The sequence below is a fragment of the Acinetobacter sp. NIPH 542 genome (assembly GCF_000369825.1).
GTDB lineage: Bacteria > Pseudomonadota > Gammaproteobacteria > Pseudomonadales > Moraxellaceae > Acinetobacter > Acinetobacter oleivorans.
This window is the reverse complement of sequence record NZ_KB850204.1, coordinates 318871-333111: the sequence shown is the minus strand read 5'-3', so window position 1 is coordinate 333111 and position 14241 is coordinate 318871. Positions and strand designations below refer to the sequence as shown.

General features: G+C 38.7%; 15 protein-coding genes and 1 pseudogene. 7 read left to right on the top strand and 9 right to left on the bottom strand.

Annotation, left to right across the window (positions count from 1 at the left end; all coding sequences use genetic code 11):
* Position 1 precedes the first annotated feature (1 nt).
* The 9 genes from rpsP to ispH form a co-directional block, all read right to left on the bottom strand.
* Positions 2-253, bottom strand: a complete 252-nt coding sequence (gene rpsP, locus F886_RS02590; RefSeq protein ID WP_000260334.1) for a 30S ribosomal protein S16 — start codon at positions 251-253, stop codon at positions 2-4.
* Positions 254-400: 147 nt separating this feature from the next.
* Entirely contained in the window at positions 401-826 is a 426-nt protein-coding gene (locus tag F886_RS02585; RefSeq protein ID WP_005301027.1) for a type IV pilin protein, read from the bottom strand.
* Positions 823-1305, bottom strand: a complete 483-nt coding sequence (locus F886_RS02580; protein ID WP_005301024.1) for a type IV pilin protein — start codon at positions 1303-1305, stop codon at positions 823-825. The genes F886_RS02585 and F886_RS02580 overlap by 4 nt, the downstream gene beginning before the upstream one ends.
* 10 nt (positions 1306-1315) lie before the next feature.
* Complete coding sequence (locus tag F886_RS02575) at positions 1316-5170, bottom strand: PilC/PilY family type IV pilus protein (protein ID WP_005301021.1); 3855 nt, start codon at positions 5168-5170, stop codon at positions 1316-1318.
* Positions 5171-5181: 11 nt separating this feature from the next.
* Positions 5182-5991 (bottom strand): PilX N-terminal domain-containing pilus assembly protein, encoded by an 810-nt coding sequence (locus F886_RS02570; protein WP_005301018.1) that lies wholly within the window; start codon positions 5989-5991, stop codon positions 5182-5184.
* Complete coding sequence (locus F886_RS02565; protein WP_005301016.1) at positions 5988-6992, bottom strand: PilW family protein; 1005 nt, start codon at positions 6990-6992, stop codon at positions 5988-5990. The genes F886_RS02570 and F886_RS02565 overlap by 4 nt, the downstream gene beginning before the upstream one ends.
* Positions 6992-7552 (bottom strand): type IV pilus modification protein PilV, encoded by a 561-nt coding sequence (gene pilV, locus F886_RS02560; RefSeq protein ID WP_081402060.1) that lies wholly within the window; start codon positions 7550-7552, stop codon positions 6992-6994. Before pilV ends, F886_RS02565 begins: the two co-directional genes overlap by 1 nt.
* On the bottom strand, positions 7546-8019 hold the full coding sequence (locus tag F886_RS02555) for a pilus assembly FimT family protein (RefSeq protein ID WP_005301011.1): 474 nt from the start codon (positions 8017-8019) through the stop codon (positions 7546-7548). Before F886_RS02555 ends, pilV begins: the two co-directional genes overlap by 7 nt.
* A gap of 171 nt (positions 8020-8190) precedes the next feature.
* Positions 8191-9141 carry a 4-hydroxy-3-methylbut-2-enyl diphosphate reductase gene (gene ispH, locus F886_RS02550; RefSeq protein ID WP_005301007.1) on the bottom strand — a complete coding sequence of 317 codons (951 nt, stop codon included), beginning with the start codon at positions 9139-9141 and terminating at the stop codon, positions 8191-8193.
* 122 nt (positions 9142-9263) lie between these two features.
* On the opposite strand from ispH, the gene gmk reads away from it, so the two are divergent.
* From gmk to bfr, 7 genes and pseudogenes are all read left to right on the top strand, one after another.
* Positions 9264-9893 carry a guanylate kinase gene (gmk, locus tag F886_RS02545; protein ID WP_004789787.1) on the top strand — a complete coding sequence of 210 codons (630 nt, stop codon included), beginning with the start codon at positions 9264-9266 and terminating at the stop codon, positions 9891-9893.
* Positions 9894-9965: 72 nt separating this feature from the next.
* Entirely contained in the window at positions 9966-10244 is a 279-nt protein-coding gene (gene rpoZ, locus F886_RS02540) for a DNA-directed RNA polymerase subunit omega (RefSeq protein ID WP_002116990.1), read from the top strand.
* A gap of 80 nt (positions 10245-10324) precedes the next feature.
* Positions 10325-10414: pseudogene (locus F886_RS20180) on the top strand (hypothetical protein); the annotation flags it as partial.
* Positions 10415-10453: 39 nt separating this feature from the next.
* On the top strand, positions 10454-12559 hold the full coding sequence (locus tag F886_RS02535) for a RelA/SpoT family protein (RefSeq protein ID WP_005301002.1): 2106 nt from the start codon (positions 10454-10456) through the stop codon (positions 12557-12559).
* Between the two features lie 144 nt (positions 12560-12703).
* Positions 12704-13087, top strand: a complete 384-nt coding sequence (locus tag F886_RS02530; RefSeq protein ID WP_004789789.1) for a RidA family protein — start codon at positions 12704-12706, stop codon at positions 13085-13087.
* 218 nt (positions 13088-13305) lie between these two features.
* Positions 13306-13500, top strand: a complete 195-nt coding sequence (locus tag F886_RS02525) for a bacterioferritin-associated ferredoxin (protein WP_004789790.1) — start codon at positions 13306-13308, stop codon at positions 13498-13500.
* Between the two features lie 245 nt (positions 13501-13745).
* The gene (bfr, locus tag F886_RS02520; protein WP_000678123.1) at positions 13746-14210 is read left to right on the top strand and encodes a heteropolymeric bacterioferritin subunit Bfr; all 465 of its coding nucleotides are present in this window, start codon (positions 13746-13748) and stop codon (positions 14208-14210) included.
* Positions 14211-14241: the final 31 nt, after the last annotated feature.

Here is a 14241-nt window from a genome sequence, read left to right as displayed (position 1 = left end):
ATTATGCAGTAGCTTTTTTAGCTTGAGCAGCTAAAGAAGCAACACGTTCAGAAGGTTGAGCACCTTGAGAAACCCAGTGAGCAAAACGGTCTGCGTCTAAACGAAGTTTTTCTGCTTGACCTTGTGCAGTCGGGTTAAAGAAACCGATACGCTCGATGAAACGACCATCACGTGCATTGCGGCTGTCAGTCACAACGATTTGATAGAATGGACGTTTTTTTGCGCCGCCACGTGCTAAACGAATAACAACCATGATAAAAGCCTTATAATTCTTACGGATTATCCCTGCGCCGACCATCGGCAACACTTCAAACCCCTTTCATAGAGGGCGACATTCTACGTGATTTTCGCCCCGAAAGAAAGATTATTTTTTGAGTTATCCGCAGTTTTGAATTTAAAATTACTGTAGCCAATTTGATGTGGCAGATAGCGCACAATCAGTTGCACCTTTTGCCCAGAATTTTTGCCCTTGATCATTAAGACAAATGATCCCATCACCAGCTTGAGAACTAGTAGCAATAGGTGTAGCCGTTAACACCCAGCTTGAATCAGTTATGCTAGAAAAAGCTAAGTTATATAAAGCTTGGCCTTGTTGAGGGCTGACACTAGAACCATAAATCGAAGTAATCGTCGCATTCGACGGATAACGATTGTGAACTACTTTTTCTGATTCTAATGTTTGGGCAATATTCATCATTTCAGATTGAACAGCTGTACGATGTCCTTTGCGTAAATACTGCAAATACGAAGGTGTCGCTATAGCTGCTAAAATTGCAATTATCGCTACTACAATCATGATTTCTATTAAAGTAAAACCATTCTTCATTGCCAATTCTCACTATTTGTTTCACATACATTGCAAGTGACTGTCCCACCACAGTCATTATCAACAGCCGTAGCTGTTAAACTTTGGCAACGCAAACCTGAATTCTTTGCAATAAAGTTAATGTTTCTTGAATCTGTAGTTGTCGCTTTAATGACCCATGTCTGCCCATTTGCAGCACCATTCGTCAATAAATTTCCTGTCGTCGTATCATCACTAATTGCAATCGTATAACCACCCCGTGGCAACGTTACAGATGTGGTCGTAAATCCTCTATAGGTAAAGTTCTTGGATTTATGCCGTTCCAATTGTTCTGCCAATTTTAGAATTTCACCTTTGGCAGCAGAAGCCGTCGCTCTACGGCTATAACTTTGATATGAAGGAATAGCAATCGAAGCAAAAATAGCGACAATCACAATGACAACCATGAGCTCAATCAAGGTAAAACCCTGATTGAACCGTAAAATGTAGTACTTATTCATAAGTCATCCCTTAACGATAACGCTCATACCAACGCATAGGAACTAAATGACTCGTACATTGCCACTGTCCAGTTCCTTGCTCATTACCAGACAGCTTTAATTTCCCACAACTATTAGTCGCAGGTGGGTTATCCTCCGTTGGTACAAATGTTACGCTACGAATACCTGCACCTATGACGTTTGTATTACATTCAGAGGCCCCTGCTGGGCAGTTACTACCAGTTTGTGTTTTAAATCCATTGCCATTCTCTTTATTCTGATCAATTGATCCATCAGAATTAAGACAGGCGCCAAATGGTAGGCAGTAAGTCTGCTGGTCCGTTTCCCCCACTACTCGTGGTAAACATGGGTCTGCCGCTACAATACCTGTTCCCTGCGGGTCATAAACAGGCACAATTAAAGTCCCCGTAACGGCCATAGGCTCTTCAAAAGCTTTTAGTCCACCTTTAATACGGAAACTATTATTAGCTTTCTCTGTGCCATCGCTCATACTAGAAAGTGAGCGATACCAACCACCTTGCCCCGTCCCAGTGTTTGGGAAGAAAATTTGGGCTACTCGTGTTTCTCCAGATCTTAAAATTTGTGGATTTTTTCTAAGAGCTGATCGAGTAATATCTTTTGTTTCAAGTTGGCTATCAGTTAAAGACATCAAATTCTTTTTGATAAAGTCTTTATCAATAATTCCATAGACGTTGTTTACAGGTCTTCCGCTTAATGCCGAGCTAGGTGACATTCCCTCACGTCCCGTAAGTGGATAAACATCTAAGGGTGTACTGCGGTCACCTGAAGCAATACCTACAGTAATAAAAGTACGGATACCATAATCATGTATAGTGACTGTAGGCGGTTCATAAAACCGTGGTGCATTCCCATTCGTATAATCGTTCGAAGCATCATAATTTGAGTCATTCGTCGCTAAATTGGCTAATCGAACAACTCTAATACCAAAACTGCTATAAGTTGAATTTGTTTTTGTCTGGTTATTATTAAGATCGATACGGAAAATTTGCCCACCTAAATCGCCAAAATATAAATGGTCGACTAAACCATCAGCATCTCGATCTAAAGTACTAATGCGACTAACAATACTGTGCTTCATATTAGAGTTATCTATATTTGAGCCTGTATCACTAGTCCACCATAAGCGCTCCCCAGTTTTAGCATCAATAATATAAACAGCATTCCCTTTTGCTTTTCCATTCGTAAAGCAAGAGTTGCTCAAGGTAATATTCGGGTTTTCATAACATTGGTCATAGCCACCACCAACAATCATGACGCGTTTAATAACCCCGTTATAACGTATATTTGCAAGTACAGGTTTAGACCAACTCTGCCCCATACGACTATAATCAGTTTGATCTGCTCCTACTCTAAATAGAAGCTTAGGTGAAGCAGGATTTAGGACATTTAAGCCATAATAGCTGCTGCCCCCCATTCGCATGCCACCATAAATATTCATTTGCTTTGCAGTTACTTTTGATACTGCTGAGCTACCGCTTCCCGTTGTAGTAATACTATATGCAGGATCAGATACCCAAGCCCCATCCATACCGTGAGCAGGAGCTGTAGTATCACTTTGCCCAACAACTAAAGCTTTTGATGCAACTGGATCATTTAATATATCAGCAGGGACGAAAGCCATTTGTTCTACACCAGTTGAGGCATCCACAATATGCAGACCACCTTCCATCGTTCCATAGAGAATGGATTGTTCGCGCGCAGATGTTAAATTCCCATTTTCATCTAATGTTCCATTATAGGTAAGCTGTACTGGTAAAGAATGAATACTACCACCCATCGATAAATATGGTGCATTCGATGTAACTAATGACGAAGGTAAAGTCGTAGCGCTAATATCAGTTGAGTAACCTAGATAATTTAATATTTTTAATTTCAAGCTAATAGGGAAAGTTTTTAAAATATCTTGTCCAGTTGAGGCATCAAATTTTCCTAATACATAACTTGCTGTACTACTTGCGCTATCAAAAGGATTAGCTCCAGTAGCAGGAGCAGCAGGAATTCTTAGTAAATTAGTTCCAGAAGTCGATATTTTCGTTAAGCTACCATCCGCTGCAACAGCGGAAACATCAGTAAATAAGTTGCGGATTTTAGTTTGTACTGCGTAATAATATTTTGTGATATTTCCTTCTTCATCACGTGTTTCATTTTGTCCAGCAATTGGTAAAGGAACTTTTGCATACGAACCACCTAAAAAGACTTTTCCGCCATCATTGTAATTCGAGCTATTCCAGTAATCTTTTGTATCTGCTCTAAATGCACCATTTGCGTTGTAAACCAATCCACCCGTGTTAGCTTCAAAAGCCCCAGCATTTGTTCCTGATAAAACAACATGATATTTCTTTAGATTTCCTCTCCATGTTAAATACGTATTGGCAGGGTTAGGCTCCAAAGCACGTAAATAACCATATTCTTGTAAATTTTTAGGATTTAAAGCATCGTAAGGAACAGAAATTGCACCTGTTGTTAAAGGTTCTAAAGGGACCTTATCTAAATTATTGATAAACGCAATAACGCTATTCGTTACCCCTTGAGCACTTTGGGTAGGGAAAAAACCACCGTTTCCATATCCTGGAGTGGCAACTGCATTGTTTGGTTGATTAGGTGAACAATTATCATCACTTTTACGGTTAGATTGGGTTCTTGAACTTAGACGACAGGCATTTTTCACATCTTCCGAACTCAAGCTAGAAAAATCACTACCAAAACCAACAAATGCTGTTTGAATAGAAACTCCAGCAGGGTTTTTTGTTTTATCAAATAGTCGTTTAGCAAACTCCCCCATACAAGCCCAACCAGAATCTGATGAAGTATTAGAAAGTCCCCCAGAGCAACTGAAATTTGCTCCCAGAGTGCTACCTAGGGCCGTCGACATTACTGTTGCCGAGCGTGTATCTGTTGTATTGTTCGGCTCACCATCTGATAAAAAGTAAATGCCCTGCCCATCACAACTTTGACGATTGGCCACTGCCGGCAAAGGAGATTGGTAAATGGCATTTAAGTTAGAAGCATTTCTATCTAAAACAATATTCGGATTGCTTGTCGTATCATTGGTTTTTGATTTTGGAATACCACTATCAGTGTTTGCTATAGCATAATTAAAAGTGGTGTAGTAATAAGTATAAGAATAGCTTGAATCAGACGAAGTATCATAGGCTGTGGCCGTGGCTACACCTGGATTAGAGGTTGACCAGTTACTCCAATAACTACTAGAGCGACAAGGTTGCCATAAATTTGCTGTATCAATTTGTGAATCGCGATAATTCGTACAATATGTATATTCTGTTCTATTATCAGATTTTCGTACACGTTTTATATAACTATCTTTGCGAATAAGGTAATTCGTCTCTGAATAAGTCGATGTACCCATCAAATAAGCAGCAGCTTCTGCATAAGCATGTGCTGAAGGTGTTGACCCACCAGCAGATAAATTTGCAACTGCCTGTTTTAATTTATAACGCTGAGACCCTACCGTATTTAAAGTACTTGCATCTCCTAAAGGAGCAGCAGCCACCAAAATTTGCCCACTTCGACTATCACCATTTGCAGAGAAATTACCTAAACCCACACGAGTATCATTTAAAACAGGATTATTGCTGGCTAAAAAAGCATTCATACCATTTTTAAGCATAGCCAAACGATTTTCGTTATAACTATTAGATGTCATACTCCCTGAAGTATCTAACATCATTACAATAGTTTTTTTACCAGCTGTAGGTGAAGCATAAATCTGTAAATCACTGGCCTGCGCAACGGAACTTGTCACTAGCCATGTAAAAGCAACCGAGCTCGAACAGATGGCATACCATAAATTATTTGGCTTAAAATTATTCAATTTTAGTTTCACGATATTCCCCGCTATGAACCTGGTGCCGCAATTTGAGTGAGCTTATTGGTATAGTTAAATTCTTGAACTTGAGTGCTAAAAGGTACGTTATGATTTGCCAAACACTCTGCTAAGGTTTGCTTCGCTGTTAATGTAGTATCAAAATTGTCACTAATTTTTGCTGAACTCGTACTTAAACAATCACTTTGTAAAGTCTCTATTGAGGTAGATGCATAGGCAGGTAGAAAAGCAGTTGTAATCACTCGAATACGTTGAGTAGACAGCATACTTTTAGGTAGTTGCGTACCTTCGGAGGTATTTGTTCCCCGCGGTAAATTTGAACCTGGAATATCATTAAGAGCATCTGTTGGAATACTGACAGCAACTTGGGTAACGACTGCTTGACGATTACTTCCATAGTCACTTGTTAAATCACAAAAACCCGCTACCCCGCCATCTTCGACGACTGCATTATTAGCACTCCCTGCCCGAAGTAAACTTGCGCCTCGAGTCTGAGCAAAATTTGTAGATGTAGAAACAGGCTTGTAACAAAAGTTGTATTCTGCACCCGGATTACTTTCATGCTCTTTGAGCGCTGCACCAATCACATTAGTAATATTAGTCAGTGTATTAGGATTCATCTGCACAATGAGTTCCAAGGGCGTATCAGATGATTGAAAATTTAATTGGTTAACTTGGCTATTCGTAGCAACTTTTAAAGAAACAATAGCCACTCTTATTGCTAAAACACCTACAGAAATAACAACCAACAAAATAATAAGCACAACTATAAGGGTTGCCCCTTTTTCTTTAGATTTACTTTGATGAATTAAATGGGTCATAGACTTTCCCCCATCGCATTACGTAGAGCAATTGTTACGTTATAAACACGGCGTAAGAATCGAGTTGTATTATCAGAAGCATGCACTGTTTGATCTAACATAAGAAAAGACTGAGCAGGATCTATTGCTCTGTTTTGAGCATTATTCGTGGAACGGGCTAGTACAGATATTTGTATTGAAAGAATTCGCGGTGCCATCACAGATGGTGTGGCATCTCGCGCAGCCTGTGCAGCAGCTCGATACTGGGGAATCGTATAGTAAGCAAAATTGCCAGCCGCATTTTTTGCACCAAATAACACATGAAAATGATCAATACGCGGTAATACGATTTGGCCGGCGTCACCCAAGCCAGTAATAGTGGTAGGTTGAGCAGCCGCGGCTGCAGCAGAGGGAGTATTTGCATCACATGCAAGTGCATAATCTTGTTGAGAACCACCATTACTATCAAGACGTAAGAAATAACGCTCTACAATTAAATCTCCTGCAAGTACATTCACACCCTCACAATTGGTCATAGAGGTAGGAGCAATAAATTGAATCGTCAGCTGATCACTCTGCACAGCGGCGTCTGAACTATTCTGTATATTTGAAAGGCCTTTCCAATAGTTGCTAACAGTACTTACGCTATCCCCAGCACCACGACTTAATAAGGCATCAGCAATATAAGTATTTGTTCCAACATTAGGTACAAAATTGACATTGTCATTATTAGTTGCTGTTGAGCCAGTTAATACAACACCGCCCCAAGGGGTGATATCAGTTAATATCGGGTTGATTACATTTCCATAATTTAAAAGACGTATATCACGTGCAATATATTCCAGACCGAAAATACCGCTATCTTGTATTTCAGCATTTGCTTTTTGTAGGTGGCTTGATAGAAGTCCACCAATAAATAATTGCGTCGCTGCAGCCACCAAAATCAGACCTAAAGCCAATGCAACCATAAGCTCAATTAATGTAAAGCCTCGTTGCTTCCCCGAAAAAAATGAGTGAGCCATCAATATGCCTCCATCATTAAACAATTTGAATTATTGGCATAAACGCCATTGGTACTCATACAACTCGATACATCCGCGGTAATGACTCCCCCATTTGTTGTAATTACTGGAGAAGTTTTCCCCCAGAAAATAAACAAACACTGCCTCTGCTGGGTCATTGTGCTTGTAACCCCAGGGCAATTTGTCATTGTGATTTTCATGCCAAGTTGATCAGCATTTTTTGCGGCTTGATATGCATCAAATTGAGCAAGTTGAGAAGGCGTACAAGTAGCATTAAAACACAACGTAGGAGTTATGGTTGTAGATGAGTAATTGCTATAACTACGAACAAATGCAGGATATTGACTTGCTTGAGAACTATTTACGCGAATATTTTCAGCTAACCCTCTCATAATCATAATAGCTTGAGATTTACTTAGTGCTTCTGAAGAGGCATCCATAGCCCGAACCTGCAAGGCAACATATCCTAAAACTCCTATTGCAAGTAAAATTAAGGCGACCAACACTTCTAATAAACCAACCCCGGCTTGAGTTTTTTGTTTGTCACCCAGCATTAGCATGTCTCCTCAGCTTTAAAAATTAATGTGCCAAGCTTTGTTAAAATAAGAATTTTCTTTGTATTTATTTTTGAATTACAAATAGATAAAAGTGTGTCTTGGGTGATATTACTTACAACTCCATTCGCATTAAAAGTTAACGTCGTCGCTGTTAGTGAACTCTGCGTACCATTAGCAGCAATATTTTTGAGCTCAAGAATATTATTGGCTGCAGCTTTCCAATTAAAAGATGTTGATGTATTTGAAGCTGTTGAATTCAGATTAATAGTTACATCTTGTCGACCAAGTATTGCTTGGCTTTTTGATTCAGACAAAGTATTGATTAAGTCTCGTTGATTTTCATCTAGTCGTTTACTTTCTAATAAATTCGACATAGACGGTGCGGCCATCATCGCAATGATGGTCATTACTATAATCGTCACCATAAGCTCAACCAAGGTGAACCCTTCTTGCGGAATAATTCCCCTCATCCCCAGAACCCCAAATAAACTTAAGAATTTTTTATTTATTATTTAAATTTTACGGTTTAGATTTACAAAACAAATACAAAGCAGATGAAGGGTATAAAAAAACAGATAACTGTCATACCAACAATTATCTGTTTTACTATTTTAAAATCAGTATGTTAAACAAGTCACACTTTATGCTTGAGTCACATGAATACGTAATTCTTTAGGAAGACTAAAAGTTATGTTCTCTTCACGTCCATCTAATTCTTTAGGTGCTTGCGCGCCCCAGTCTTGTAAACGTTGAATTACTTGCTTAATTAGAATTTCTGGTGCTGAAGCACCAGCTGTCACACCAATTTTGCACGTATCATTGAACCATGACTGCTCTAACTGGTCAGCATTATCAACAAGATAAGCAGCTTTACCCATACGCTCTGCAAGCTCACGTAAACGATTTGAATTTGATGAGTTAGGTGAACCAACAACTAAGACCACATCACATTGTTCCGCCAAGTCACGTACAGCATCTTGTCTGTTTTGAGTAGCGTAGCAAATATCATCTTTACGCGGCCCTTGGATCTGAGGGAATTTTGCACGCAAAGCATCAATAACTTTAGCCGTATCATCAATAGATAAAGTTGTTTGAGTTACAAATGCAAGTTTTTCAGGATGTCTTACAGCAAGCGCAGCAACATCAGCTTCATCTTCAACTAGATAAATATCACCACCTTTCAATTTATCATATTGACCCATTGTTCCTTCAACTTCTGGGTGTCCTTCATGACCAATTAAAATGGCTTCAGTACCTTCCCGTGCATATTTAGTCACTTCAATATGAACTTTGGTAACTAAAGGACAAGTTGCATCAAATACTTTTAAACCTCGACGCTCTGCTTCTTGTTGAACAGCTTTTGAAACACCGTGAGCACTAAAAATTACAATTGAGTCATCCGGAACCTGATCTAGTTCATCAACAAAAACTGCCCCTCTTTGACGTAAGTCATCAACAACAAATTTATTGTGTACAACCTCATGACGTACATAAATAGGAGGGTTAAAACATTCTAAAGCCCGATTGACGATTGCTATGGCTCGATCAACACCGGCACAAAAACCACGCGGATTAGCTAACACAATTTCCATAACAGCCTCAAAATTAATAAAACAGGGGAATTTCTCTTGAATATTTGCAATTAAAACTATTCAGTTTAAACGCACGGTACACTACAATAGCGAAGATATTTTATCATATCAGGAAAAATATCATGTCGGGTCTATTGTTTGTCGTTTCTGCTGCATCAGGAACGGGCAAAACATCTTTGGTGAAAGCCCTGCTTGACCGTGTGAGCAATTTACATGTTTCAGTCTCACATACTACCCGAGGTCAACGTCCCGGTGAATTAGATGGTGTTCACTATCACTTCACTACAAAAGATGAATTTCTAGACCAAGTCAACCATGACGGTTTTATTGAATACGCTGAAGTATTTGGTAATTACTATGGCACTTCTCAAGCAACTGTAAAACAACAGTTAGCTCAAGGACACGATGTTCTACTTGAAATTGATTGGCAAGGTGCAGAGCAAGTACGCAAACTTTTTCCTGAATCCAAGCAAATATTTATTTTACCACCAACACAGTTTGACCTTCGTCAGCGTTTATCTAATCGCGGTACAGACTCAGTTGAAGTCATTGAACATCGTTTAAGCTGTGCAGTTGAAGATATGCAGCATTATACGAACTTTGATTACATCATTATTAATGATGACTTTAATAAAGCCTTACATGAGATTGAAGCTGTGATTACAGCAAACCGTCTAGTGCTATCTCAGCAAGCGAAACGTTATCAAACATTAATTCAAGACTTGATTACTCCTCAACCAAAACAGGAATAACTTGAGTCTAGATCGAAAGCCTTTTATACTGTTTAGTCTGTTCAAATTCACCATTCCAAAACGAGAACTTTTATGGCACGCGTCACCGTTGAAGATTGTTTAGATCATGTAGACAACCGTTTTGAGCTTGTGCTCGTTGCAAGTAAACGTGCTCGTCAATTGGCACGTCAAGGCATGGAGCCAACTGTAGAATGGGATAACGACAAACCGACTGTAGTTTCTTTGCGCGAAATCGCGGCAGGGCACGTTACGAAAGAAATTCTTAAGCAACGTGAACAAGATTATCAAACTTCTAGTCTTGATCTTGCTCTTTCTACAAACAGCTTGAATTTAGAAGGTTTTTCTTTCTAATTAATTCTGTTTCATAAAAAAACCATCGTTTTTCTGCGGTGGTTTTTTATTTGGCTTTGTCTTGAATTTAAAGATATTGAAAAAAGCAATTATTTTCATTGAAAAAAAAATACACTTTTTCAAATGAAAAAATTGACAAGTTCCGCAATATGCTTTTCATTAAGAAGTAGATAGATTTAGTTTTTCAGTATTAGGAAAAAGGGTGATTTATGCCAGGCGAAGAGGTCAGCCAAGCCAAGCAACAGCTTAAATTGATTATCGACCCTTACTTATCGGTAAGTGAGGTCGAGAAAGTGCTTGCTGCCTGTGATTTTGCCGATCTAGCGCATACTGGCATTACACGTAAAAGTGGTGAACCCTACATTCTGCATCCAATTGCTGTCAGCTGTATTCTTGCGAACATGCGTTTAGATGCTGAAACCTTAATGGCAGCTCTTTTGCATGATGTTATTGAAGATACTCAATATACAAAAGAAGATATTACTGAAAAATTTGGCCTGACAGTTGCCGAGCTGGTTGACGGCGTAACCAAACTTAGCCAATCAAGTGATAAAGAATATAACAAAGCCGCCTCATTCCGAAAAATCCTGCAAGCGACCCTACAAGACCCGCGTGTCATTATTATTAAATTAGCTGACCGCTATCATAATATGACAACGCTAGGTGCTTTGCGTCCAGATAAACGCGCTCGTATTGCTCAAGAAACTCTTGATATCTTTGTGCCAATGGCAAGATTAGTCGGCATGAATGAAATGGGTGATAATCTAGAAAATCTTTGTTATCAAAATCTTGATCTTGATATGTTTGATAACGTGCAAAATGCACTACGTCTAACCAAACCAGAGCGATGTAAATATCAAAGCATCTGGGAACAAAACCTCGCTGAACTTCTTCATAATTATCATATTCAAGGCCGCATTAAAAAGAAAAACAACAATATCGAATTATTACGCCATTTCGTTAAAAATGAGATGGATTTACAAGAGCTTACCCACAGCCATGCTTTTGAAATCGTTTTACAATCAATTGCCGACTGTGACCGCCTAGTTGATGCTTTAAGAGAAAACTTTCAGGTCATTCAATATCAGGACCATATCCGTCGTCCGCTACCGGGTGGCAACCAGTCTTTATTAATTAAGCTCAAAGGCGAAAAAACTACACTCTCTCTTACCATTCAAACCGAGCTTATGCGTAAAGCTGCTCGCTTTGGGGTAGTGCTTGGTGAAAATGCACCGCAAACTTGTCGTTCAGCTATTCAGGCTTCAATGCAAAATCTGAATACGCTCATCGATGGAGAATGTGCAAAAACGACCTTCAATGATTTACTAGATTACTTACATCAAGAAAAAATTTGGGTTTACACTCCACATGGCCAGCTCCATGAGTTACCGCAAGGTGCTACCGTAGTTGATTTTGCTTATTCAGCCAGTTTATTTTTAGGTAACCATGCCGTTGGTGCAAAAGTAGATGGTGAGATTAAACCACTATCGACACCATTAATTAGCGGTCAGGTTATTGAAGTTATTACGGATGTTTTAGCAACACCAAATCCAGACTGGTTAAGTTTTATTAATACGCAAAAAGCTCGCCGTGCATTACAACACGTCCTTAAAGATCAAGACATTGAAGAACAACGTTTAGTCGGTGCACAAGCACTTTCTCGAGCACTAAAACTCTTTAACCGTTCGATTAACGATCTCTCTGAGGCCGACTGGTTAGATTTACTTCAATGGCGCCACATCGATAATAAAAATACATTGTTTGAACAAATTGCAGTTGGCGACCTACTACCTCAACTTGTAGCTAATCACTTATTTGCTCATGATAAGCATCCACAAGTGGAAAATTCAGATCGACTTATTCAAAGCACCGAAGGTATCGATGTTAAATATGCGCATTGCTGTAATCCAGTTTTGGGCGACCCAATTCAAGGACATTTAACACGTCGTGGGTTAATTGTGCATCGTATCCGTTGCCATAACTTGCTACATGAACAACATCTACATCCTGAAAATATTATGCCGCTTCAATGGAAAGCAGATGACGTAGATGATGTTCGTTTTACAGCCTACCTCGCTATAGAAATGGCAATGAATGATGAGCAGGTATCAGACCTGATCTATCAATGTCGTAAAAATAATGCAGGGGTAGAAATGGTTCACTCAAATGAGCAAAGAACTTTTGTTAATATTGTGGTGAACAACCGTAAACATATTGCAAAAGTCATCCGTGACTTACGTATGCATTATGGTTTTCCACGCATTGAGCGTTTGGATGCGCCTAATCCACAGATGGAAATTTCAAAAGTAAGCTAAGTCTTTATAAGGGCTATTGGTCAGATTTATGTTTCTTTAACAAAATCAAACTTTTCAAATCCACTTAATCAATTAAATCGATGATACTTTTGTCCAAAGCGATCATCGATTATGATGAAATGAGATTTAATCAAGGAGAACCAAATGTCCCGCCAAGTAATTCATACTGAAAATGCCCCTGCTGCTATCGGCACATACTCTCAAGCCATTTTAGTAGATAATACATTATATCTTTCAGGGCAAATTGGTTTAGACCCATACAGTATGGAACTTGTAGAAGGTATTGAAGCTCAAATTCGCCGTGTATTTGATAATTTAAAAGCAGTTTGTGAAGCTGCCGGCGGCTCTCTAGCAGACATTGCGAAGCTCAATATTTTTCTAACTGATTTATCAAACTTCCAACTTGTAAACCAAATTATGGGTGAATATTTTGCTCAACCATATCCTGCACGCGCAGCTCTTGGTGTAGCAAGTTTACCAAAAGGTGCTTTAGTTGAAATGGATGGTATTGTAGTTATTAATCAATAAGATATAAAATATATTAAATATTTTTCGTTAAATTTTTAACTCTAAATTATGAACCACCTTTGTATAAAATCTGAACATAACTCAGATTTCCGCTCAGGTGGTATTTTTTTATCCAAATTCCCAATAATAATAAATGAGATTTTAAATGAATTTCATTGACAAACGATAATAATTATCAATAATATCAATTATCGCATTTATATTTGGGGATCACTCCCATGTACGTTTGCTTGTGTCGTGGCATTACCGATCAAGATATTAAAGACGCTGTTGAAAATGGCGCGGAAAGCTATCGCGAAATTCGTGATTTGCTTGATCTTGGTACTTGCTGTGGACGCTGTGCACCAGAAGCACGTGCTATTATTAATGAAGAATTAGCAGAAATCGCTGCTCGCATTTCTGTAGCTGCGTAAAAAATTTATAAAAATTTAATAGTATTTATTAGCTCCTCCACCGCTTTTTGCGGAACGTTAATAGTTCCTCATTCAAGCGGTTTTTTTTGGTTGGAAACTCTCCTTTCCTAATATTGTGTTGTTTTTGATTGCGATTTTCATTTGCTGTTCTATAAATTACTCGCCTTATCCATGATTGTTCACTAGAATGGTTTTATAGATTGCCTTAATTGAATTAAGGCAGAAATTGTTTTGGAGTAGCTACAATGAAAGGCAATCGTGATGTCATTAATCAGCTCAACCAGGTGCTGTATCATCATCTAACTGCAATTAATCAATACTTTTTGCATTCACGCATGTTTAATGATTGGGGAATTGAGCAGCTTGGCTCTGCTGAATATAAAGAATCCATTCGTCAAATGAAACATGCAGACAAAATTATTGAACGTATTTTATTCTTGGAAGGTCTACCTAATCTTCAGCACTTAGGCAAACTTTATATTGGTCAACATACAGAAGAAGTTCTGCAATGTGACATTCGTAAAGTGAAAGAAAATATAGAAGCGATTCAAAAAGCAGTTGCTCTCGCTGAAACAGAACAAGACTATGTGACTCGTGATCTTGTTCAAGAAATTTTAGAAAAAGAAGAAGAATATTGGGACTGGTTAGATACTCAGATTGACCTTATCGGCAGTGTTGGGATTGAAAATTACATCCAGAGTCAGATGTAATTTCTCATGAAAAATCCCCTTGAATACAAGG

What these genes read in the sequence shown, in the direction of transcription:
- bfr (WP_000678123.1), top strand. Translation starts at nt 13,746, where the DNA reads ATGAAAGGCAATCGTGATGTCATTAATCAGCTCAACCAGGTGCTGTAT.
- rpoZ (WP_002116990.1), top strand. Translation starts at nt 9,966, where the DNA reads ATGGCACGCGTCACCGTTGAAGATTGTTTAGATCATGTAGACAACCGT.
- F886_RS02565 (WP_005301016.1), bottom strand. Translation starts at nt 6,992, where the DNA reads ATGGCTCACTCATTTTTTTCGGGGAAGCAACGAGGCTTTACATTAATT.
- F886_RS02525 (WP_004789790.1), top strand. Translation starts at nt 13,306, where the DNA reads ATGTACGTTTGCTTGTGTCGTGGCATTACCGATCAAGATATTAAAGAC.
- F886_RS02530 (WP_004789789.1), top strand. Translation starts at nt 12,704, where the DNA reads ATGTCCCGCCAAGTAATTCATACTGAAAATGCCCCTGCTGCTATCGGC.
- F886_RS02570 (WP_005301018.1), bottom strand. Translation starts at nt 5,991, where the DNA reads ATGACCCATTTAATTCATCAAAGTAAATCTAAAGAAAAAGGGGCAACC.
- pilV (WP_081402060.1), bottom strand. Translation starts at nt 7,552, where the DNA reads ATGCTAATGCTGGGTGACAAACAAAAAACTCAAGCCGGGGTTGGTTTA.
- gmk (WP_004789787.1), top strand. Translation starts at nt 9,264, where the DNA reads ATGTCGGGTCTATTGTTTGTCGTTTCTGCTGCATCAGGAACGGGCAAA.
- ispH (WP_005301007.1), bottom strand. Translation starts at nt 9,141, where the DNA reads ATGGAAATTGTGTTAGCTAATCCGCGTGGTTTTTGTGCCGGTGTTGAT.
- rpsP (WP_000260334.1), bottom strand. Translation starts at nt 253, where the DNA reads ATGGTTGTTATTCGTTTAGCACGTGGCGGCGCAAAAAAACGTCCATTC.
- F886_RS02585 (WP_005301027.1), bottom strand. Translation starts at nt 826, where the DNA reads ATGAAGAATGGTTTTACTTTAATAGAAATCATGATTGTAGTAGCGATA.
- F886_RS02555 (WP_005301011.1), bottom strand. Translation starts at nt 8,019, where the DNA reads ATGAGGGGAATTATTCCGCAAGAAGGGTTCACCTTGGTTGAGCTTATG.
- F886_RS02535 (WP_005301002.1), top strand. Translation starts at nt 10,454, where the DNA reads ATGCCAGGCGAAGAGGTCAGCCAAGCCAAGCAACAGCTTAAATTGATT.
- F886_RS02580 (WP_005301024.1), bottom strand. Translation starts at nt 1,305, where the DNA reads ATGAATAAGTACTACATTTTACGGTTCAATCAGGGTTTTACCTTGATT.